The organism is Halomonas alkaliantarctica (genome assembly GCF_029854215.1).
Taxonomy (GTDB): domain Bacteria; phylum Pseudomonadota; class Gammaproteobacteria; order Pseudomonadales; family Halomonadaceae; genus Vreelandella; species Vreelandella alkaliantarctica_A.
Window position 1 is genome coordinate 233,386 of the sequence record NZ_CP122961.1, and the last position, 22,774, is coordinate 256,159.

General features: G+C 55.8%; 16 protein-coding genes. 8 read left to right on the top strand and 8 right to left on the bottom strand.

Translation table 11 applies throughout. The annotated features are described in order from the left end of the window. Positions 1-19 precede the first annotated feature (19 nt). The 4 genes from QEN58_RS01160 to QEN58_RS01175 all read left to right on the top strand — a co-directional run bounded on the left by QEN58_RS01160 (position 20) and on the right by QEN58_RS01175 (position 5,338). Positions 20-3,520 carry a putative bifunctional diguanylate cyclase/phosphodiesterase gene (locus QEN58_RS01160; protein ID WP_280105392.1) on the top strand — a complete coding sequence of 1,167 codons (3,501 nt, stop codon included), beginning with the start codon at positions 20-22 and terminating at the stop codon, positions 3,518-3,520. Then, on the top strand, positions 3,517-3,816 hold the full coding sequence (locus QEN58_RS01165; protein ID WP_280105393.1) for a GIY-YIG nuclease family protein: 300 nt from the start codon (positions 3,517-3,519) through the stop codon (positions 3,814-3,816). Before QEN58_RS01160 ends, QEN58_RS01165 begins: the two co-directional genes overlap by 4 nt. Before the next feature lie 35 nt (positions 3,817-3,851). Next, positions 3,852-4,886: a histone deacetylase family protein gene (locus tag QEN58_RS01170; RefSeq protein WP_280105394.1), complete on the top strand. Its 1,035-nt coding sequence runs from the start codon at positions 3,852-3,854 to the stop codon at positions 4,884-4,886. A gap of 101 nt (positions 4,887-4,987) precedes the next feature. Then, a complete protein-coding gene (locus tag QEN58_RS01175) occupies positions 4,988-5,338 on the top strand; it encodes a hypothetical protein (RefSeq protein WP_280105395.1) in 351 nt (116 codons plus the stop codon). Positions 5,339-5,353: 15 nt separating this feature from the next. On the opposite strand, the gene QEN58_RS01180 is transcribed toward QEN58_RS01175, so the two are convergent. The 6 genes from QEN58_RS01180 to QEN58_RS01205 all read right to left on the bottom strand — a co-directional run bounded on the left by QEN58_RS01180 (position 5,354) and on the right by QEN58_RS01205 (position 11,614). Continuing rightward, complete coding sequence (locus QEN58_RS01180) at positions 5,354-6,484, bottom strand: ABC transporter ATP-binding protein (RefSeq protein WP_280105396.1); 1,131 nt, start codon at positions 6,482-6,484, stop codon at positions 5,354-5,356. A gap of 40 nt (positions 6,485-6,524) precedes the next feature. After that, entirely contained in the window at positions 6,525-7,289 is a 765-nt protein-coding gene (locus QEN58_RS01185; protein WP_280105397.1) for an SDR family oxidoreductase, read from the bottom strand. A gap of 81 nt (positions 7,290-7,370) precedes the next feature. After that, on the bottom strand, positions 7,371-8,201 hold the full coding sequence (locus tag QEN58_RS01190; protein ID WP_280105398.1) for a carbohydrate ABC transporter permease: 831 nt from the start codon (positions 8,199-8,201) through the stop codon (positions 7,371-7,373). Then, positions 8,198-9,094 (bottom strand): carbohydrate ABC transporter permease, encoded by an 897-nt coding sequence (locus QEN58_RS01195; protein ID WP_280105399.1) that lies wholly within the window; start codon positions 9,092-9,094, stop codon positions 8,198-8,200. The genes QEN58_RS01190 and QEN58_RS01195 overlap by 4 nt, the downstream gene beginning before the upstream one ends. Before the next feature lie 3 nt (positions 9,095-9,097). Beyond that, positions 9,098-10,531, bottom strand: a complete 1,434-nt coding sequence (locus QEN58_RS01200; protein ID WP_280105400.1) for an ABC transporter substrate-binding protein — start codon at positions 10,529-10,531, stop codon at positions 9,098-9,100. A gap of 36 nt (positions 10,532-10,567) precedes the next feature. Next, positions 10,568-11,614, bottom strand: a complete 1,047-nt coding sequence (locus QEN58_RS01205) for an NAD(P)-dependent alcohol dehydrogenase (protein WP_280105401.1) — start codon at positions 11,612-11,614, stop codon at positions 10,568-10,570. Between the two features lie 347 nt (positions 11,615-11,961). Here QEN58_RS01205 and QEN58_RS01210 point away from each other — a divergent pair, with 347 nt between their 5' ends. From QEN58_RS01210 to QEN58_RS01225, 4 genes are all read left to right on the top strand, one after another. Continuing rightward, entirely contained in the window at positions 11,962-12,867 is a 906-nt protein-coding gene (locus QEN58_RS01210; RefSeq protein ID WP_280105402.1) for an AraC family transcriptional regulator, read from the top strand. Between the two features lie 119 nt (positions 12,868-12,986). After that, positions 12,987-14,678 (top strand): VRR-NUC domain-containing protein, encoded by a 1,692-nt coding sequence (locus tag QEN58_RS01215; protein WP_280105403.1) that lies wholly within the window; start codon positions 12,987-12,989, stop codon positions 14,676-14,678. Beyond that, positions 14,675-16,963, top strand: coding sequence for an ATP-dependent DNA helicase (locus QEN58_RS01220; protein WP_280105404.1), 2,289 nt, complete (start codon positions 14,675-14,677; stop codon positions 16,961-16,963). Before QEN58_RS01215 ends, QEN58_RS01220 begins: the two co-directional genes overlap by 4 nt. A gap of 14 nt (positions 16,964-16,977) precedes the next feature. Continuing rightward, a complete protein-coding gene (locus QEN58_RS01225; RefSeq protein WP_280105405.1) occupies positions 16,978-17,760 on the top strand; it encodes a TSUP family transporter in 783 nt (260 codons plus the stop codon). Between the two features lie 17 nt (positions 17,761-17,777). Here QEN58_RS01225 and QEN58_RS01230 read toward each other — a convergent pair whose 3' ends face one another. Further along, positions 17,778-20,783 carry a response regulator gene (locus tag QEN58_RS01230; RefSeq protein ID WP_280105406.1) on the bottom strand — a complete coding sequence of 1,002 codons (3,006 nt, stop codon included), beginning with the start codon at positions 20,781-20,783 and terminating at the stop codon, positions 17,778-17,780. Continuing rightward, positions 20,780-22,756, bottom strand: coding sequence for an ATP-binding protein (locus QEN58_RS01235; RefSeq protein WP_280105407.1), 1,977 nt, complete (start codon positions 22,754-22,756; stop codon positions 20,780-20,782). The genes QEN58_RS01230 and QEN58_RS01235 overlap by 4 nt, the downstream gene beginning before the upstream one ends. Between the last annotated feature and the right edge of the window lie 18 nt (positions 22,757-22,774).

A 22,774-nucleotide genomic window follows, 5' to 3' on the forward strand; every position in this document is an offset into this window, starting at 1 on the left:
AGTAGGAGTTCCGTAGCACATGCCAATTAATAGCCGAGATTTGGCGTTGGAAACACTGCTCTTAATGGTCGCATCAGCGCTACTTTTTATGGGGGTGGCGGGGCTAGTGTTTGGAATTGGTGCTCAGTACTCGCTGTTCGCAGTGTCATTGGTGCCGGACGCTGCCCTCATCACGTTGCTGTTAGGTATCGGCCTGCTGGCAGCATTGCAGCATTGGCGGACGCTGCGCCTGCTCTGTGCTTGTTTATTGATGGTCGTGCTGGTGTATACCCTGGTGCACAATCAATGGGCGGGAGGGCAACAAGGATCATGGTTAACCGGCCAGCTGCGGATTACTTCAATAGCCGCTTTAATGCTACTAGTAGTGGCGCTGTGTTTATTGATTGGGTTTGCCACCTCTAGGCGCCGGTGTCTATGGCTGGTGACTGGCATTGTTTTATGGCTCTTTGCAGGCTTAGTCATTGCACGTTTATGGAGTGGCGTCGAAGTAGATAGCCCACTTTTTTCCTCATCACCTGTGGCGGTGGTGGTTTTCGCTATGCTGCTTGGGGCCGCTTTGGTCGCGATTGGGAGGCGCCAACAACCAGAACGCCTTAATCCAGGCCGTTGGGCTTTCGTTGCGGCGGTGACAGGCGTGGCGATTAGTAGCATTGTGTGGCTGCTACTCAGCATGCAGCAACATTCAGCCACGCATCAACAAGCCATGTACCTACTGGATAATGTCCAGCTCAGTGCCGAACAGGCGATGCGTACCCGTTTAGACCAGATGGAGCGTATGGCCAAGCGATTGGATGCAGCGGGAGGCAATGTTGACGCGGCCTTATTGGCCCAAGATGCCCAGAACTATCTCGACGATATGCCCAGCTTAAAAGCCATAATGCTACTCAATGAAGAGACACAACGCGTGTGGTCGATCGCTCGCACTTCTAAGGAGCAGATGTGGTTTCAACAGCAAATAACCAAGCCGCGAGTAACTAACTGGTTGGGCGTTCCGCTTGGCCGGCCACGCTTAATGATGCCAGATGCGGGTCACCCCCAGCGGATACTGCTGACTATTCTTACCGAGAGAAGTAACCAACAGTTACTGTCGACGTTCGATATCTCGCAAATGCTCAATAATGAGCTGCGAATGGCGCTAGGACCTTTTCAAGTCAGCATTAATCGTGGCTCAGAGCCGCTGCTTATACTGCACCCGGCAGGGTTTAATGCTGACCCTGTGTTAACGCCAGATATGGCGCTGGCATCGCGGCGCGCTGGTTTGCCGGGAGGCGTCAACTTCACATTACACGCCTACCCGGGGGCCCACTATAACTGGTATATGATGAGCTTTATGCCCGTTACCGTTGCCATGGGAGGGCTGCTGCTCAGCTGGTTATTGGCATTTAGTTTAGGTTTGGTGGAAGCGGGTATTGCACGTACTCGAGAGTTAACAGCGGCGCAGCTTTCACTGGAAGAGAGTGAGCAACGTTATCGCTCGCTTTTTACCCATCACCCTGATGCGGTGTTTTCACTCGATGGAGAAGGCCGCTTTGTTACCGCTAATGCGAGTTGCGTTACCATCACCGGCTATACGCATCGTGAAATCTTAGACCAGCATTTTACGCATTTTATTAATACAGACGACATGGAGCGTGTAGGTAAGCATTTTCAAGCGACCATCCAGGGAAAGATTACGCGTTTTGAGCTTTCTATTGTTGATCGCAACGGGGAACCCCATCTTTTAGACTTGATTGCCTTACCGATTAGCATCAATAACAACGTTGTCGGCATCTATTGCATTGCCCAGGACGTCACGGTCAGCCGCGCGCAGCAAACTCAATTACGAACCTTAGAGCGCAGTGTTGAAGCGAGTGTTAACGGGGTACTGATCGCGGATGCCAATCTGCCTGATATGCCAATCCTGTATGCAAACAGGGCGTTTACCACCATGACGGGCTATACGCAGGAAGATGTTATCGGTCACAACTGTCGGTTTCTGCAGGGCAGAGATAGCGACCCTGCAAGCGTGGCGAAAATTCGTCGCCACCTTGCTCAACAGCGTGATGTTCACGTCACCCTTTGCAATTATCGTAAAGATGGAACCCCCTTTTGGAACGATTTATATATTTCTCCAGTGCGTGATCAAGAGGGGCGCGTTACCCATTTTGTGGGGGTTCAACACGACATTTCTAAACACAAGGCGTATGAAGCGCGTTTGGCTTATCATGCCAGTCATGATGATTTAACTCGTTTACCCAATCGTGCGCTGTTTGAAGATAAGCTGCTGGCGCAATTTACCCTTTTACAGCAAGGCGAACTGCGGTTAGCGGTGCTATTTGTTGACTTGGATGATTTCAAACCAATAAACGATAACCTCGGCCATGCCGTAGGGGATCGAGTATTAACCGAGGTGGCTGGGCGCCTGCAAGCTACTTTAGGGCCAAAAGATACAGCGGCGCGGCTAGGTGGCGATGAGTTTGTGATGCTACTTACCGATATCGCAGAAGAAGCGCAGGTCGTAGAACGTGTAGAGTGCATGTTAACGACATTGGCGCGACCCTATTGCCTAGATGGACAAGAACTTTACCTCACTGCCAGTATTGGCATTGCGCTCAGTCAAGACACTACCCTACAGCCGCAAATGCTGATTCAGCAGGCAGATATGGCGATGTACAAAGCCAAGCAGCAGGGGCGCAACGCCTATGAGTGGTTTACCGAGGCCTTTACCGACTCAGTCAGCGAGCGGATGGTGTTACGCAATGACCTGCAAGAAGCCATCGAGCGGGAGGCCTTCCAGCTGCATTATCAGCCATTGATCGACCAGCGTGGTCAGTTGGCGGGCGTTGAGGCTTTGCTACGCTGGCAGCACCCGAGTAAAGGTTGGATTTCACCATCACGCTTTATACCGCTCGCTGAGGCCACCGGCCAGATCATACCGATTAGTGAATGGGTGCTTAAACGTGCTTGCCTAGATATGCAGGCGTTAACCCTAGGCGGGTTGGGGCCGGTTCAAGTCGCTGTTAACCTATCACCGCTTCAATTTAACCGTGCTAGTTTTCTGACCACGCTGCGTCAAACGTTGTTAGACACTGGCTTGCCGCCGGAACAGTTGTCGTTAGAACTGACCGAAGGAATCCTGATGGATAATACCGAAGCCGCGATTGATACCCTTCAAGCGCTGCGGAGTATGCAGATAAGCGTATCGATCGATGATTTCGGCACCGGATTTTCAAGCTTAAGCTATTTAAAACTCCTGCCGATCAGCACAGTAAAAATAGATCGTAGCTTTATCCGTGAGCTTATCCATAGCGGCGATGATGCCGCCATCGTGCAAGGCATTATTTCCATGGCGCACCACCTGGGGCTAAGAGTGGTAGCGGAAGGCGTCGAGACTGAAGAGCAACATCTACGTTTAATGGCCTATCAATGCGATGTATTTCAAGGTTTTGGGCTAGCGAAGCCGATGTCAATTGAGGCATTGAAAAACTTTATTGCTTCGCTATCGACCGATTCAAGTCCCTATTACGAGGCAAACGAGTGACTAGCTCGCCAAGCGATAGCCAGCTTGCTGAAAATCAATGGTATGTTTATCTATTAGAGTGCCAGCGCGGCACCTACGCGGGCATTACCAATAACCTTGCGAAGCGCTATCAAGCACACTGCACAGGCAAAGGGGCGCGTTATACCCGTGCGAATCCTCCCGTTGCACTGCTGGGCGCCGAACCGTTTGAAGATCGCGCCGCCGCAAGCCGGGCTGAATATCAGTTAAAGCAACAAACGCCGAGCCAAAAGCGCCGCTGGGCCAAGCAGTGGCCTGTACACTTAGAAGCTAACTAGTAATTTTTCCGTTAGGCGTAGTTTAAGGAACCCGCATGCTGACGTTTTACTCAGAGGACAGCCGTTTGCGCCAAGCGCGCACGGAATTACACGACGGCGCGTTGGTGACCCCGTTTGAGTGCCCCGAACGCCTTGATCTAGTGCTTAAGCATCTTCGCCAATCCGGCCTTGGCGATATTCGTACCCCCAGCGCCTATGGGTTGGCGCCTGTTTTAGCGGTACACGATAAGGACTACGTGACGTTTTTAGCCAACTGTTGGAAAGCGTGGGGCGCAGCCGGACACGAGGGTGAGGCGATTCCCAATATTTGGCCAGCCCGCACCATGCGCAGTGACCGCATTCCGCGCTCTATCAGTGGACAGTTAGGCTACTACGCTTTGGCAGCAGAAACGTCGATTTCAGAAGGTACTTTTGAAGCTGCCATGGCGAGTAAAGACGTGGCGTTAGGCGCGGTAGAACATACGCTACACACCGGTGAGCCCAGTTTTGGCCTCTGCCGACCGCCAGGTCATCATGCCGCTTTTGATCAGTTTGGCGGGTACTGTTTCTTCAATAATGCGGCCATTGCTGCCCAACGAGCGCTGGATGCAGGCAAGCGCCGGGTCGCCATTCTTGACGTTGACTTCCACCACGGCAACGGCACTCAGCAAATTTTCTACAAACGTGACGATGTGCTGTTTATCTCGCTGCACGGCGACCCAGAAGTCACCTTTCCTTACTATTTGGGCTACGCTGATGAAAACGGCGAAGGAAGAGGCGAGGGCTTTAACGTCAATTACCCATTGCCCCCAGGTACCAGTGTCACCACATGGATGGCCACACTTGAACAGGCCTTGGCGAAAATTCACACCGCAGAGTGTGAGTGTCTGATTGTCTCGCTAGGGGTCGATATCTTTGAAGGTGATCCAATAAGTGCCTTCACCTTTACCAGCGCTGATTTCATCGCCTTAGGTGAGCGTTTGGCACAAGCAGGTCTGCCTTGCGTATTTCTGATGGAAGGGGGCTATGCGGTAGATGAAATAGGTGTCAATGTAGTCAACGTGTTACAAGGTTTTGAACAGGCCTCATAAAAAGTCTGGAACAGCATCTAAACAAGGGTACAGGTTAACCGTGACAGCGGCCCCTAAATCGGGCAGGCTATCGCCCTTTAAACGGGGCAGGGAGCTCAAGCGTGGCAGTGTATGGTGGAATTCAGGCACATGAATTGGAGCGTTGGCTTAACGCGTTAACCAACGCCGCCTATGACCGACGCTGCCCGCTGGCAAAAGTGCACGGTGGCAATGCCCGTGCGCGTACCGCCCGTCAAGACCTCCTTCACCTAGCAAACGACTACCGCTGCGGTGAGTCTAGCCGTGAAGAGAGCGCCGCTGCACTGGGACGCTGGTGCCAAACCTGCCTTTCCGAGGCAGAATGGTACGTCCTTGTCGGCACCCGCCAGATGCCTTCCCAACCGTACAGCGAAGAACAGCTAAGTGAAGAAGAGCGAAGCCTCACCGTGCTCAAGCAGCACCGGGTGGGGTAAATTTAGCAGTAACCTTCAGGCTAGCGGTGCGCGGTTTTCCTTACGGTCAATGGCGACCAGTGGATGGCGGTGTCGTTGGGGCAATGCCTCGCCGCTGCCATTGAAAAGGTGCGCGCAGGCCGGATCGAAGGAAAAGCGTACTTGATCGTGCACCCGGTTAGCGACATCGCCGTCGGCTACCAATGTCCATTGGCTGTCAGCGTTCTCTAGATAGAGGGTGGTCGCTCCGCCAAGGCGCTCGATGACCACAATATTGCCCGTCAACGGCCCCTGATCATCAATCGTGAGGTGCTCTGGACGGACGCCCAGCGTCAGCGTGTCGCCGCTGCTGATACCGTTGCCCTCGACCGGAACCCGACAATCGCCGCCGGGCAGCACCACGTCGACCCCCTCAGCGTCAGCCCCGCGAACCTCGACATCCAGGAAGTTCATCTTCGGTGAGCCTATGAAACCCGCCACGAAGCGGTTGCGTGGGTGATGGTAGAGCTCCATCGGCGAACCGATCTGCTCGACCACGCCGCCTTGCAGCACGACGATCTTGTCGGCCATGGTCATGGCCTCGATTTGGTCGTGGGTGACGTAGATCATCGTCGCGTCGAGCTCCTCGTGCAGCCGCGCCAGCTCAATGCGCATCTGTACGCGCAGCGCCGCGTCGAGATTCGATAGCGGCTCGTCGAATAGGAAGATGCTTGGGTTGCGCACGATTGCCCGGCCGATCGCCACGCGCTGGCGCTGGCCGCCGGACAGCGCGCGGGGCTTGCGGTCGAGAAGCTCTTCGAGTTGCAGAATGCGCGCGGCGGCGAGGACTTTCTCGCGACGCTCGGCCTGGGTCACCTTGGCCAGACGCAGGCTAAAGCCCATGTTGTCCTCGACGGTCATATGCGGGTAAAGCGCGTAGCTCTGGAAGACCATCGCCAGCCCGCGGTCGGCTGGGCCAACGTCGTTGATGCGCTCACCATCGATAGAGATATCGCCGCTAGTGGTGCTCTCGAGCCCGGCGATCATTCTCATCAAGGTCGACTTGCCGCAGCCCGAGGGCCCGACGAAGACCACAAATTCGCGGTCTTTGACCTCTAGATCGACCCCCTTGATGACTTGGGTGCCGCCGAAGTCTTTGACGATGTTGTTAAGTTGTAGCGTTGCCATGTCGGGTTCCTTGCGGGTCGGGCGGTTACTCGAATTGTGTTTACCAGAGGGTGTAGCCGCCATCCACCACGACGATGGAGCCGGTCATGAAACTCGATGCATTACTGGCCATATAGACGATGGTGGGGCCGAGCTCTTCGGGAGTGGCTGCGCGCTGCATGGGTGCGTCGTCAATCCAGCGTGGCTTGAACCTGGGGTTGTCGACCGGCGCCATGCTGGTCTTGACGTAGCCGGGAGCTAGCGCGTTGACGCGAATACCGTAAGGGGCCCATTCCGCGGCTAGTGACTTGGTCAATTGATGTACGGCGGCCTTGGAGGCGTTGTAGGCGGGCTGCATCTGTGGTCGGTTGACGATCATCGCCGAGATCGAGCCAATGTTGATGATCACACCGCCGCGCGACTGCATCCGCCGTCCGGCAGCCTGGGCGCAGTACCAGAGTCCATGCACATTGATATCGAAGATGTCCTGCCAGCGCTCCGGGGTGACATCCAGCGCCGGAGCGTGATGGCAGGCGCCGGCGTTGTTGAGGAAGATATCGACCGGGCCGAGGGTGGCCTCGACCTCGTCGAGCAGGGTGTCAGCCGCTTCGGGTTGGGTAATGTCGACTTCCACCGCCATGGCGCGATGCCCCGAGTCCTGCAGAGCCTTAACCACTTCCAGGCTGCGCGTTTGCCCACGGGCGGCGATGGCGACCTGAGCGCCGGCCTGGGCCAGTGCATGGGCGAATGCCTCTCCGAGCCCGCCGTTGCCGCCGGTGACGACTGCGACCTTACCGCTGAGATCGAACTGTGACATCACGTTCATGGCTGTCTCCCTGTTTATTGTAGAGCCGTTGTTCCTGAATTCAGGGTTGTAAGGCCGTTGGTCGCTGTTGTAGGGGAGGGGTCATTTCACAGCGCCCAGGGTCAACCCCTTGACCAGCCAGCGCTTGACCAGCAGCCCGGCAATCGCCATTGGGCAGACCACGATGGTCCCAATCGCCAGCAGCTTGCCCCAATCAATGCCAGTCTGGGTCAGCAGCTGCGCTGCGGCGATGGGAATGGTCTGCGTGCTGGGCCCGGAAAACGTTTGGGCGAAGGCGTAATCGTTCCAGGCGAAGATGAAGCATAGGATGGCGGTGGTCACCAGCCCAGGGGTCATCAGTGGCAGCACGACGTAGCGGAACGCCTGGAGCTTGGTGGCGCCGTCGATCATCGCCGCTTCCTCTAGGTCGGGAGGCAGATCGTCGAAGAACGCGGTCATTAGCCAGATGGCGAACGGCAGGTTGAAACTCAGATAGGCGACGATCAGACCGACGTGGGTGTCGAGCAGGTAGAGGTAACGGAACAGCAGGTACAGCGGCACGATGACCGCGGCGATCGGCGCCATACGGGTACTGATAATCCAGAAGGCCAAGTGCTGCTTGCCCTTGATTCTTATCCGTGACAGCCCGAAGCCGGCCATGCAGCCGAGCACTACGGCGATCAGCGTCGAGACGCCGGCGATGAACAGGCTGTTGAGCAGGTAAGGCCAGAGGCTGTTGCCGCTGCTGAACAGTGAGGTGTAATGCTCCAAGGTTGGGGTAAAGAAAACGTGTGGCGTACTGGCGGTGATGATGTCGTTTGGTTTGAAAGAGGACAGCACCATCCAGACGATGGGTATCAGCGTCCATAACAGCAGAAGTGTTAGCAGAGCGATTTTGAACGTGAGGGGCAGCCAGCGTTTGGAGGTGTTCATGAACTCGTCTCCTGGCGTTTGAGCAGTTTCGTGAATGCCGTAGCGACCATGATCGAGAACACCAGCATGGTGATACCCACAGCGGCGGCATAGCCCAGATCAAAGAACCGGAAGGCAATATCGTAGAGCCTAATGGGTATGATCTTGGTGGAATCCGCAGGGCCGCCGTTGGTGGTGATAAAGATGATCGCAAAGAAACGAATCGCGTCCATGGCGCGTATCAGCAGCGCCACCAGTAGAATGTTGGAGATCGATGGCAGAATGATATAGATCAGCTTCTGGCTGTACTTGGCGCCGTCCATCTCGGCCGCTTCCAGGGTGTCTTCGGGTACTGAAGCAAGCCCCGCCAGGACGATCAGCGCGACCAGCGGGGTCCATTCCCAGACATCCATGAGGATGACCGCAACCATCGCGGAGCCGACGCTGCCCAGGATGTTGCCGTCGAACAGACCGCTTTCATTTAGCAGCCAGGCATACAGGCCATGACTAGGGTCGAGCATGAAACGCCCTAGCAGCCCGACGATAACCGGCGCGATGAACATCGGGATCAGCAGCATCGAGATAATGATGTTGCTGCCCCGCGTCAGGCTGTAAACCAGCAGCGCCATCACCGTGCCGATTACCATCTCTAGGCCCACCGTGGCCAGGAAGTAGACTAGGCTGATCAGCCAGCTGGAGCGAATGTCGGGGTCCGTGAACACCCGCTTCCAGTTCTCGAGGCCCGAGAATTCGAAGGCCAGACCGCCCATCAGGCTGACGTCGTTGAAGCTCATCCAGATGATCGAGAAGAACGGGACCAGCGTGATCAGGGCGAGTAGAAAGAGTGCTGGCGACATCATCGCCAGCTCAAATCCCTGTCGCTGCGCAGAGGGTTTTCCGGTCGTCAGCGCCATGGATCACGCCCCAACGATGCGGTCAATGCGCTGCTTAGCGCTCTGCATAGTTTCCTCTGGAGACATCTGCCCCGCCAGCATCTTGGAAAGCTCGGTGAAGATCACCGTGTCGACCTCGTTCCACTGAGCGATCTTGGGCCTCAAGCCGATGTGATCGTCCTGCCAGGCGGTCAGCATGGTGTCCGCTGTGAGCATGTTGGGCATGTCGGTGGGCGGGGTGCTGGCGGCCTTGACCTCGGGCATGTCATAAACCGATTGGCGTGTCGGGGTGCCGCCGCCGACCTCGCTCTTTAGCCCCATCAGTTGGGTTTGTGGTGAGGTCGCCCAGACCAGGAATAGCCAGGCTGCTTTCTGCTTTTCGGCCGATGCGTTGGCGTTTATTCCGATCCCGGTGCCGCCCCACAGGTTGGCGCTGCGCGCTGGCCCCTTAGGCAGCGGGGCGTAGCCAATTTTGCCTTGTAGCGGAGAGCTTTCCAGTGAGCCAGCGAACTCGTGCCACTCTGGCATCATCGCGAACTCGCCGTTCTGGAAGGCGTTGGCGACGCCGGTCCAATCCCAGCTGGTGCTGCCGGGGTGGGCGACCTTGAGCAACTTCTGGTAGAAGCGCGCGGCTTCCAAAGCGGGTTCGCTGGTCAGTTGGCATTCGCCAGGGGAGTCGGTGCCGAGTAGACCGACCTGCTGGCCGTTGGCAAAGTAATCTCCGCCGTAGGCGAACAGCACATTGGAGAAGTCGCACATCAGCGAATCGTACTGTAGGGCCTGGTGACCGGTGCCGTACTGAACCTCGCTGGCGTTGCCATTACTGAACCACTCGGCGATCTGGTAGTACTGCTCCCAGGTGGTGCTGTCCGACGGGGTTGGGTCAAAGCCGAGATCCTGTTGCATCTGGTCGTGGTATTTTTCGAACAGGTCACGCCGGTAGATCCAAATCATCGTCGGGCAGTCGTAGGGTAGGGTATACAGGCTTTCGCTGTCTTTGAAACGGCCCGCGGCGGCCAGTTGCGAGGGAATGAAGTCCTCAATACCCTGGGGCACGACCGGCTGCTGGTCGTCGTTGATGAAGGTATTGAGATCGACTAGGCCTCGGTGATATGGCGCGAGTACTTGGTAAGGATCGGCATAGATCACATCGAAGGCGCTGCGCCCAGCGCCGAAGTCCAGCGCAACTTTCTGTACCAGGGCACCCAGCTGCATTTCGGTGATGTTGACGGTGATGCCGGTGAGTTCCTGGAAAGACGCCAGGTTGGCGGCGATGGCGGTGGTCGGCGGCGTGTTCTCGGAGATGAATTGGATGGTGGTGCCACTGGCCTGCTTCCAAGCCTCATCGCTGGCCATGCCTTGGGCTAGAGCCGTGCGCAGTGGGCCTGCGCCCATCAACGATAGGCCGGCGAGTCCACCCATTCCTTTTAATATGTCGCGACGCTTGAACTGGGTCATTGTTGTTTTCCTCTCTTGGGTTCAGGTCTGGCGGGTTTAGGTATCAAGCGTGATCTGTAGCTTGACATCATTGGGTCGTGCGCTTGCAGCACGTTCGAACGCATCGATACTTTGTTCGAAATCAAAGGTCTCCGTAATCAGTGGTTTGAGGTCTACCTTGCCCGAAGCGATCAGGTCGATCGCCCGATCGTAGACGTTGGCGTAGCGGAACACCGTCTCAATGCGCAGTTCCTTGGCTTGCGCCGAAACGATGTCGAAGGTGACCGGATCGACGGGCATGCCAACCAGCACAATCGCACCGGCAGGCCGGGCACAGGCCAGAATGTCATCGTAAACGCTAGGGCTGCCGCTGGCCTCGAACACCACATCGGCCCCCCAGTCGTGGCCACAACGTTTGTCGACGGCTTCTCGCAGGGATTCTCGTGAAACGTTGACCGGCGTGATGCCATCATAGTGGGCCGCGATCGCTAACTTTTCCTCAACCAAATCGGAGACCAGCACCTCGCTGGCACCGCCCGCAATCGCAGCCAGGGCGACCATCAGGCCGATCGGTCCGGCACCGGTCACGACGCAGACGTCGCCCGGTTGCATGCGCGCCTTAATGACCGCTTGCATGCCGATCGCAAACGGCTCAATCATGGCCCCTTCGGCAAAGGAAACCGACTCGGGAAGTGCGAAGGTGAACGCTGCTGGATGGACGACCTCGGCGGTTAAGCAACCGTGTACGGGTGGCGTGGCCCAGAAACGGACGCTGGGGTCGACGTTGTAGACACCCAGTTTGGCGGCGCGCGAGCTGGGGTTGGGGATACCAGGCTCCATGCACACCCGCTCGCCCACATGAAGGTGGCTTACGTTACGGCCGATTTCAGTCACTACGCCCGATGCTTCATGGCCGAGTACCATTGGCTCGCGGACAACGAAGGGGCCGATTTGGCCGTGGGTATAGTAATGCACGTCGCTACCGCAGATGCCGACGGTATGGATGCGCACGCGAACGTCATCCGGGCCGAGCTGATCGGGGAGGTCGATCTCACGTAACGACAGTTCGTGTTTCTTCTCCAGCACCAGAGCTTTTGCTTTCATGACGCTATTCTCGGATCGTATTAAAAATGGGCGAGAACCGGCCTTTCATGGGTCTAGCCAACCTCGCTTTAGGCTTACAACAAATCTACGCGCCATGCGGAAAAAACCGCTAGGCTATAATTTTCTTGGTAATGATACTTTTTTGCAGACTTTCTCGGCGCGGCAGTTAACTGTCTGTTTTAAATAGCGATTTCTATGAGATTTGAGTACTGATTTAAGGAGGGGAAAGACGTTTTGTGACCAAAGTATAAAAGGCCAGCGGCTTGCTTTAATTCAGGATAGTAAGAGATCAGGCATAGGTGTCTTATCCAGACATCGCTGATAGCGGAAAGAGGCACTGATAAACTATGATGACTTCGCATCTCAACAATACGCCTCTCGGTGCGCCTGTTTTCGAGTGCATCAGTCAGGATCCGAAATTCAGTTTCTACTGGCACTGCCATGATTTCCCCGCCCCTATTGCCCGCTGGAATTACCATCCTGAATACGAGTTACATCTCATCCGTTATTCGGCGGGGTATTATTTTGTAGGGGATTATATCGGCCGCTTCGAACCCGGTAACTTAGTGCTGGTGGGACCGAATATGCCGCACGCCTGGTTTAGCGAGCTCAATGACGTGCAGCCAGTCATAAAGGGACGTGACGTCGTCCTTCAGTTCAAGGGTGAGTGGCTGGAGCACATGATGGCGCTCTGCCCGGAGCTCAACTGCCTGTCGACGCTCATTGAGAACTCGGCCTTGGGAGTGGAGTTCGAGGGTGAAGCTGCAGCGCGCTGTGCCGAGCTTCTGGTCAGGATGGGCGAGCAGGACAATGCCGGTAGGTTACTGACCATGTTGACCATTTTGCGCAGCCTCTCGCAAAGTGAATATCATACCCTGGCTGGTCGTGGGTACGCCCTGGATGCTAAGGGTGCCTCCTCCGAACAGGTTGATGCCGTACTGCGCTATATTCACGACCACTTCAATGAAGAACTGCGCATGTCGACACTGGCTAAGAATAACGGCATGACGCCTTCTACCTTTTCGCGTTTTTTTAAGCACGCCACCGGCGACACCTTCGTTGCCTTCCTCAGGCGGATCCGCATCGGGCACGCTTGCCGCCTATTGCTTGAAGGTAGGCAGTCCATCGCCGATATATGCTTCGAGGTTGGTTACAACAACCTATCCAATTTCAACCGTCACTTTCGTGAGCTAAAGGGCATGACGCCCCGTCAGTACCAGCAGAACACGGCTGACCTTGTACCTAAGGAATGACAGTAACGAGTTATTACGCTTGAGTAGTCCGAGCTTGCAGACTGCCAACTGAAATAGTTCTTTCTAATCTCCATGACGGCGAGACTGTCACAATAGCGTTGCACTGATACAATGGATGAATGAACAGTGCTTTCGCGACACCTACCGCCTCCCTCGATGACCCCTTCTATTACCTGACGAACTTTCGCTTCGTTTTGGCCTGGGTGGGGGAGCGCCACGCTGATCTGCTCGCAGCAGACGAGCTGGCCTTTCTTGAACAGTTCAAAACCTTGCCGCAGGCTTCTCAAGCGCTGCTGGTGCGCATGGTAATGCGTAAAGGCGAGCTGTTTCGGCTTAGCAAATTACGCTATACCGAGGTAGGCGACAGCGCAGAGGCGATAGCGCCACTGGTCGCGCTGGGCTGGGTCGAGGGTGATCCAGCTCTTAGCGTCGATGAGTTGTTTAACCAACTGCGCCTTGCCGAGCTGCGTCAGGTGTTTGCCGACGAGATACGCGCCGCTGGACTTAGCGCCTCTAGCGCCAAAACCGTGCTCTACGGCACACTGGAAAGCCAGCTCACACACGCCGCTACGCTGCAGACCTGGTGGGCTAACGCGACTGACCGTGTGGTGCGCCTCACCATCATGCATATTTGCGACCGCCTGCGACTGATGTTCTTTGGTAACCTGCGCCAGGACTGGGCCGAGTTCGTGTTGACCGAACTGGGGCTGCAGCGTTTTGACTTTGTACCTTTTACGCCGCAATCCCGCGCTTTCCAATCGCGTCAGGAAGTCGATACCTACTTAGCGCTCCATCGCCTGCGTGAACGTCTCGATGCAGGGGGCCAGCCTGCCGACCTACATCTTGAGGTGCCGCCGCCCACGGCCAACCGCTGGTTAGCTACGCGGCGCGCCCGATTACTGCTGCAGTTGGGTAGAGAGGCGGAGCGTAGCGGCGATTCGGTGCTAGCGCTGAAACTATATAGCGAGTCAGGTAGCAGCGAGGCGCGCATTCGGCAATTGCGGGTGCTGGAGCGGCAGGGCGAACACCAGGCGGCCTTTGAGCTGGCCACCCATGCACTTAAGAGCAGCCCTAACGAAACCGAGCACCAGGCGCTGGCGAGAATTCTGCCACGCGTGCAGCGGCGGCTTAAACTGCCTGCTGAACCGAGCGACCCCGAACCCGCCCATGAGCGCTGGGACTTATCATTGCCTGGGCCGCAGTGGGTCGAACGCGCTGTGGTCGAAGCACTCAGCGAGCCTGAGGCGCCGGTCAACTACGTGGAAAACGCGCTGCTGACCGGGCTGTTTGGTCTGCTCTGCTGGCCAGTGATTTTCGCCCCCCTGCCAGGGGCCTTCTTCCATCCTTTCCACAATGGCCCGGCGGATTTATACCGCGACGATTTTGTGGCACGGCGGCGAGACGCCTTCGATGCTTGCCTTGCGCGTCTGGAAGACGGCAGTTACCGCGAAGTGATTCGATCCACCTGGCGGGAGAAACACGGCCTGGCGTCCCCCTTTGTGCACTGGGCGATTGTTGATGAACCGCTGGTTGAGCTGGCGCTTTCGTGTATTCCCGCTGTGCACCTACGGCTGTGCTTTGAGCGGCTGCTAGGTGATTTGAAAGCCAACCGGGCCGGGCTGCCCGACTTGATTCAATTTATGCCCGATGCGGCTGTTGGCGAGCCGCGCTATCGGATGATTGAGGTCAAAGGCCCCGGTGATCGGCTGCAGGATAACCAGCGCCGCTGGCTGACGTTTTTTCACCGTCACGAGATGCCCGTCGCGGTATGTTACGTGCGCTGGGCGGAAAGCGACGAGCTTGAGGTATGAGTGTGACCTACCGCGTGGCGGTGCGGGCGCTGTGTGACTTTACTGCCCGGGAGGGAGATCTCGATCACCGCTTTACCCCGGCCCCCAGCGCGCGCGAAGGCATCGAAGGGCACACCCTTGTAGCCAGCCGACGCGGGGCAGACTATATCGCCGAATTGCCGCTGACCGGTGCCTTTGAAGGGCTAACCGTCACTGGCCGCGCCGATGGTTTTGACCCAACGGCCAACAGCTTGGAAGAGATTAAAACCCACCGCGGCAGTTTAGAGCGGATGGGAGATAACCAGCGCGCCCTCCACTGGGCACAGGTGAAGGTATACGGCGCGCTGCTGTGTGCGGAACGCGGCCTGGAAACCCTTACCTTAACGTTGGTTTATCTGGATATTACCAGCGGAAAAGAGACCCTGATTAGCCAGAACGCCGCTGCCGACGAACTCCAGGCGTTCTTTGCCGAGCAGTGCCAACGCTTCCTTGCCTGGGCAAAACAGGAGGCCGGGCACCGTCAGGGGCGCGATAGTCGCCTGCAGGCCCTGCGCTTTCCCCATGCTGCGTTTCGCCCCGGTCAGCGGGAACTCGCCGAAGACGTTTATAAAGCCGCCAGCACCGGGCGCTGCCTGCTCGCCCAGGCGCCCACCGGTATTGGTAAAACAATGGCCACGCTGTTCCCGATGCTTTCGGCCATGCCTCGCCAGCAGCTCGATCGCATCGCCTTCCTCACCATGAAAACCCCCGGCCGCCGTTTGGCGTTGGACGCCTTGGCAATGCTGCGCGCTAGTGATGAAACACTTCCTCTGCGGGTGTTGGAGCTGGTGGCGCGAGAGAAGGCCTGCGAATACCCCGATCGAGCCTGCCACGGCGAGTCATGCCCACTGGCCGCAGGCTTTTACGATCGCCTGCCCGCGGCTCGCCAAGCGGCAGTAGAGCAGGCATGGCTGGATCGTGACGCGTTGCGCGAAGTGGCGTTGGCCCATGACGTGTGCCCGTATTACCTGGGTCAGGAGCTGGCGCGCTGGGCCGATGTGATCGTCGGCGACGTCAATCACTGGTTCGATAGCCACGCGCTGCTGCACGGTTTGGCCCAAGCCAACGATTGGCGCACGGGCGTGCTGGTCGACGAAGCGCATAATCTGATTGAGCGCGCCCGCGGCATGTACAGCGCCGAGCTCGATCAGCAGCGTTTCAATCGCGTGCGTCGCGCTGCCCCAAAGCCGCTCTCTCGACCCTTGGGTCGTTTGGCCCGCCAGTGGCAGGCGGTGATTAGAGATGCGGGGATTGAGGAACAGGGCGAGCCGAGACGCCCGGCCTACCGCCTGCTCACGGCGCTGCCCGAAAAGCTGGTAACCGCTGCCCAGCAGGTCGGCGCTGCGATTACCGATCACTTGGGTGAGCACCCCGAAGACGCCAGTTTGGAGCTCCAGGAAGTGTTATTTGAAGCGCTAGCGTTTTGCCGCCTGGCAGAGCACTTTGGTGAGCACTCCCTGTGTGACCTTACCCGCTACGGCCGTGGGCGAGCGGTGCTGGGTCTCCGCAATCTGATACCCGCCGATTTTCTGGCCCCGCGGTTTAAAGCAGCCCGTACAAGCGTGCTATTTTCGGCAACGCTAACCCCTGCTCACTACTATCGGGATCTCCTCGGCCTGCCGGAGAACACGGTATGGCGTGAAGTTGCCTCCCCCTTTGCTGCGCGTCAGCTTGAGGTGCGAATACGCAGCGATATCTCGACGCGCTATCGTGATCGAGAGGCTTCGATCGATCCTATCGTCGCGACCATGGTGCAGCAGTATCAGCGCAAGCCCGGCCACTATTTAGCGTTCTTCAGCAGCTTTGCCTACCTGGAAGCAGCGCTGGCGCGATTTCGCGAGGTGCACCCGGAAGTGCCTGTGTTCAGCCAAACCCGCGGGATGCCGGAAGCGCAGCGCGAAGCGTTTCTGGCGCGCTTTGCGCCCGGCGGAGAAGGCATCGGCTTTGCGGTGTTGGGCGGTGCCTTTGCGGAAGGTATCGACCTGCCTGGCGATCAGTTGATCGGTGCTTTTATCGCCACCCTGGGGCTGCCACCGTTTAACGACTTTAACGAAGCACTCAAAGCACGCTTAACCGCACGCTTTGGCCAGGGCGACGATTACACCTACCGCATTCCCGGCATGATCAAAGTGGTGCAAGCCGCAGGCCGCGTTATTCGTAGTCCAGAAGATCAAGGGGTTGTGGTATTAATGGATGATCGTTTTGCCCAGGCCAGTGTGCGCGCGCTATTGCCACGCTGGTGGTCGCTGGGCAACCCCACTCCCTAATTGAGAACCCTAACGTGACAGATCTACTTTGGTACCAGTATGCGCTGATTGGGCTAATTTTTGCCTGGAGCGGTTTTGTGCGAACTAGCCTGGGCTTTGGCGGCGCCGTGCTGGCGCTGCCATTCCTTCTTTTGGTGGTCAACGAGCCCCTGGTGTTTTTGCCGATCATTGCCATTCATCTGCTGATTTTCTCTAGTTGGATCGCTTGGAGCGGGCATCGCCAGCTACAGAAAGAGGGCGTGGGAAGCGGTACACCTGAGAGCAATATCGATTGGAGCTACCTGTTCAAAGCCCTGAAAATCATGATCATCCCTAAGCTAATTGGGGTGGTGGGGCTGTTAACGCTGCCCGCTCAGGTCATGACCAGCATTATTTTCGGCATTGTGTTCATTTATGCCATTGGCTATGTGCTGAACAAGCCGTTCAAGAGTAAGAACAAATACGTGGACTACGTGCTGCTGGCACTCGGCGGCTATGTCAGCGGTACCTCGCTGATTGGCGCGCCGCTAATCGTGGCGGTGTTCGCCACTCACGTGGCCAAGGAACAGCTGCGAGATACCATGTTTGTGCTGTGGTTTATCCTAGTGGTGATCAAGATGGTCTCGTTCTTGATCGCGGGGGTGGATCTTCAGTTGATCCACCAGCTGTGGCTGCTGCCCTGCGCCTTTATCGGCCATTTGGTGGGAGAAAAAGCCCACCGCTATATGCTCAAAGCGGATACCGGGCTGTTCTTCCGTGTGCTGGGTGCAGTGTTGATTCTGGTCAGCGTGGCGGGGCTGATTCACCCGCCAGGGTAACTAAATCATGTAAGCACTTAACTAGCAGGGTTTGTGGGTGGCTGCCTGGTCGAACGGAACGATTCAATGCGCGCATTGATTCCATTAATCAATGTCTCTTTGGATAGCCGTGATTTAAGCAAAACAGCCTCGACTTGGCCATGTTGTTGCTGTGTCATATCGGCCCCGGAAAGGATGACCAATTTAGCGCCAGGCTGGCAAGCGCGAATGTCAGCAACTAAATCCCACCCCGATCCATCCGGCAGCCCGATATCAAGAAGCACGACGTCAAATGCCCCCTGCTTCAGGCGTGTGCGCGCCTCTTGCACCGTATAGGCAGCTTCAAAAGAAAAGTGATCACCGGCCATGGCACAAACCACTTCATGTAAGTCGCTGTCATCTTCGATGTGAAGCACGCGTGGACGATGCTCGTACTTGTCTGATAATTGTTGCTGGACTATGCCGATGAGTCGTTGCTGGTCGATCGGTTTAGCCAGCCAATCAATGTTTGTTGCATCGCCGTTGATAGCTAAACGACCCTGTTCCATTTTTGCCGAGACCACGACTATCGGTATGTCAGCGGTGTCTGGCTGTTGGCGCAGCAGACGGATAATATCGAGTCCATCGGTATCGGGTAGCATCAAATCCAGGCTGATGAGGTCGTAATGCGTTTGCTTCAGGCGGTTCAGTGCCTCTGCGCCAGTCAATGCAGTATCGACTTGGTACCCGGCATCGTTGAGCATGATACTCAGCAGTTTGGCGACGTCTTTATCATCTTCGACCACTAAAATACGGGGAGCTTCCTGATGGTCAGTGATACCTTCCAGTTGCCAAGTGTCTTGCTCTGCCGCTTGTACTAACGGTAGTTCAAAGAAAAAACGTGAACCGTTGCCCTCGGTGGACTCAAAATCAATCCGCCCTCCCATGTGCTCCACCAGTTCGCGCGTGATGGCTAAGCCAAGGCCAGTGCCTTCTTTAGCACGGGAATCCGAGGCATCAGCTTGGGCAAAACGCTGGAATATTTGTTTGCGAAACGCGTTGGCAATGCCAGGCCCGCTGTCAATAACGCTGATACTTACCTTGCTTGGTGTGGTTTCCACCGCAAGGGTAACCTCGCCCCCCTGGGGGGAAAACTTGATCGCATTGGATAATAAATTGGCCATTATTTGCATGAAGCGCTGGTTATCAACATTGATAAGCGCATTTGACGCATTGCCCGTCAATGACAGGGTAATATCCCTATTGCTTCCGTAGTGGTGATTCGCCTCCAGTGCTTGTTCGAGCAAGGGCATCACTGCATGAACTTGCATATCGAAATGCAGTTTACCTTCGGCGATTTTTTCGATATCCAGCAAATCGTTAATCAAGTGAGTCAAGCGCTTGCTGTTTCTATGGGCGGTCGTCAGTAGTGTCTGGGCTTTTTCAGGCAACTCACCAACATTACCGCCGACCATCAAGCCCAGCGCACCTGAGATGGATGTCAATGGCGTACGCAGTTCATGGTTAACCGTCGATATAAACTCATTTTTAATCTTGTCGGCGCGTTTCCGCTCGGTAATGTTTTCAGCAATACCCACGTAACCATTAATCTCTCCAGCACTGTCGCGCATGACCGTGACTACCATTGATACGGGGATCTGGTGGCCATCTTTGTGAACGTAGATCCACTCGCGTTTTTCTGATCCACGTTGTTCGGCTTTCTCCACAAATACTCTAAAACCCTCAACGGAATGGCCTAGCTCAGTGGTTAGTTGTGCCGACCGAGCATCCACCTCCTCTTTCAGGTGCAATATGGCGGGGGTCTGTTTGCCGACCATCTCTTGGTGGCTATAACCGAGCATATTCTCGGCACCTTTATTAAATGCAGTGATTATCCCGGCGGTATCGGTCGCAATAATTGATACTTCCGACGCGGACTCAAGCACACTGGATAAAAATCGCTCGGCTTTATAAATAGCCATATCCGCCGCTTTTCGCTCATTGGCTAAGCGGTTCATCGCGTGGGCTAATGCAGTTACTTCCGGGCCCCCCTTTTCCTGGAAATCACTATCAAAGCGTGCATTATCAGCCATATGCTCAATACGGCGGGTTATTCTTTCTATGGGCTGCGTTAGGCTGCGTGCAATCCATGCGCCCGCTAAACCCACGATGGTCATAGCAATCAGCGCGATAAGCAGAAAATGGCGAAAAGATGCCTGCGCTGGGGCTATGGCCTCACTGTAAGGTAGCGCCCTCAGGATAATCCAGCCGGGAGAGTCCAACTGCCGGCTAGCCACTAGGTAGGACTCTTGCTGATACTTAACGATGCTGCCCGCAGGGCTGAGCGATAGTGCCGCGTCGACTAAGGCATCAGCCCCTTCATCGGGCAGAGGTTCAGGCCTGTCGAAGCGCTCTTGCATTGATACAAACAGGCGATGTTGAGGATCAATAATCAGGGTGACTGTGCTTGGATTGCTCTCAATGACACTCCCGGTGTCGACGAGGGGCGTATTGGCGAGATTCAGTAGTCCGCCCGCATAGCCGATGATATCGCCACTCTCAGCCACAATCGGCTGCAAGTATGAGAGCAACGGCAGCCCGGTGGTTCGCCCCAAAATCGGCTCAGAAATCACAGCCTGTTGGGTTTGCCTGGCACGCTGAAAGTGAGGGCGGTCGGCATAATTGGTGCCCAAACGCCCCGGTGAATATTGATCTTCTGCAATAGCGGTCGCCTCTGCATCAAGCACCAGCAAGCCATCCGGGAACAGCTCGCTGGCAACAGAAGATTTCTGCAGCAGCGATTGCAGTGCGTCGTCGTCAAGTAGCTGTCCGTCATCGGTAACTAAGCGGGTGGCGAAGGCCTCTAATCCCAGCAAACGTTTTTGATTTGATAATTCCAGCTCGGAGGCTACGCGCTTTATAACCGCTGTTTCTCGCTCAGCTACCAATGCTTCGTAATCGGAGACCATTAACTGGTAAACCGTTGCTAGCATGCCGCCGACCAGGATGCCACTCGTGACTAGCACGAGTAGGACAATTCGCACGCTTAGCGGTGCTTTTATCATGATAATACCCTTGGCAATACAATAAAAAAGTTGGCTCCGCCACCTATCGCTTCGCGGTAGCCGACTTCTCCGCCCATTTGCTGGCAGATTTCCTGGCTAATCGCCAGCCCAAGCCCCGTTCCGGGTAGCTTTCGGGTATCACTGCCGTCAGCTTGAGAAAAACGCTGAAACAAATGAGTGCGAAATATCGGATCAACCCCCGGGCCGTGGTCGCAAACGGAAATTTCGATGGTGTTCGCATAAGGCTTAACGTCAACCTCAACAGCTTCGCCCTGGGGGGAGAATTTAATCGCATTGGATAATAAGTTAGAGAGCGCTTGTGCCAAGCGAGGGGCGTCAACATTAATCAGAGCGCTAGGCCAATCGTCAGGCATTTGGATAGTCACCTGATGCTGCTCGCTATAGCCGCTCATGGACTCAATTATCTCGTCGAGTAACGGGGCCACCAGTTGCACGCTCATCTTCATCGGCATTTTGCCAGCGACCAGTTTTTCCATATCTAATAAATCATTAATCAATACGAACAAGCGTTGAGCGTTGCGTTCGGCGGTCTTTACCAGCGCCTGAGCTTTGCTGGGTAGTTGGCCCGCTGCGCCACCATTAAGTAGCCCTAATGAGCCTTTAATAGACGTTAGGGGGGTGCGCAACTCGTGGCTTACGGTCGCGATAAACTGATCTTTCATTTTATCCAATTTGCGGCGTTCAGTGATGTCTTCTATCAATGACCAGATCACCTGTCGCCCATCTTGTTCCTGGCTGAGCATGCCTTGTAAGCGAACTGGGTAACGGCTGCCATCCTTGCGGATATACTCTTTTTCGAAAGGGCCGTAGCGTCCCGTGGTCTTTAAGCTTAAAAGCGCTTTCTCTTCTTCGGGTTGATACTCTCTAGGGGTGACGTCCCAATAGCTCAACGACACAAACTCATCGCGGGTATAACCCGTGGGTAAGATCAAGGCGTCGTTCAAATCGATAAACTTCCCAGTGTCAAAATCATTCAAGGCAATGCCGATGGGAGAAAATTCGAACAGCCCCCGTAAGCGGGCTTCGCTGTGCGTCATGGCAAGGCGTGCCAGTTCCTGTTCATGAATATCTTGCAGGTAACCATGCCATAAGGTACTGCCATCGATAAGGCGCTCTGGTTTGGCTTGCCCCGTAATCCAGCGATAGTCGTTTTCCTGGCGCGCAACACGAAACGTTGCCGTCCAGTCTTCCAGTGTGCTGGATGAGTGTTCGATAGTCGCACTGATGGCGTCGAGATCATCGGGATGAATCCGCTCAAAGGCCGGGGTCGCATCTTCTGCGGCTTGAGCGGGTGTGATGCCATACAGTTGTTGAATTTGCGGTGAGCTGAACGGAAACGTCATGTGGCCGTCAGGAAAACGGCGAAACTGATAGACCGTACCTGGCAACTGGGCCACTAGCTTTGTCAGCCGTTCACGGCTGGCTCTTAATTCAGATTCAAGGCTTAAGTATGATTGTTGGCTGATTTCGTCGACTTGTATCAGCTCTTCCGCCGTTGCCGCTAGATCGACCAACATATCGATCTGTTCTGCTGAAAAGGTTCGCGGTTGAATATCGATCAGGCATAGCGTGCCAATGCGATAGCCGTCGACGGTATGTAACGGCGCGCCCGCGTAAAAGCGTATCTTAGGTGCCTCGGTCACGAGGGGGTTGGTGGCAAAGCGGGGATCTTCAAGTGCATTTTCGACGATCAATGGCGAGCTGGACAGAATGGCGTGACCGCAAAAGGATAGGTTACGCGGCGTTTCCTCAGCATCGAGCCCTTGACGTGACTTGAACCACTGCCGCTCGTGGTCAATTAATGAGACAAGGGCAATGGGCACTGAGAAATACTGTCGGGCAAGGCGCGTTAGGCGATCAAAGCGCTCCACCGGGCCGCTATTCAGCAATCCGGTTGCATCAAGGGCGCGCTGACGTTCATTTTCGTTATCCGGGGTCGGTGGCGTTATCATTGTTCTACCTCAACGGTC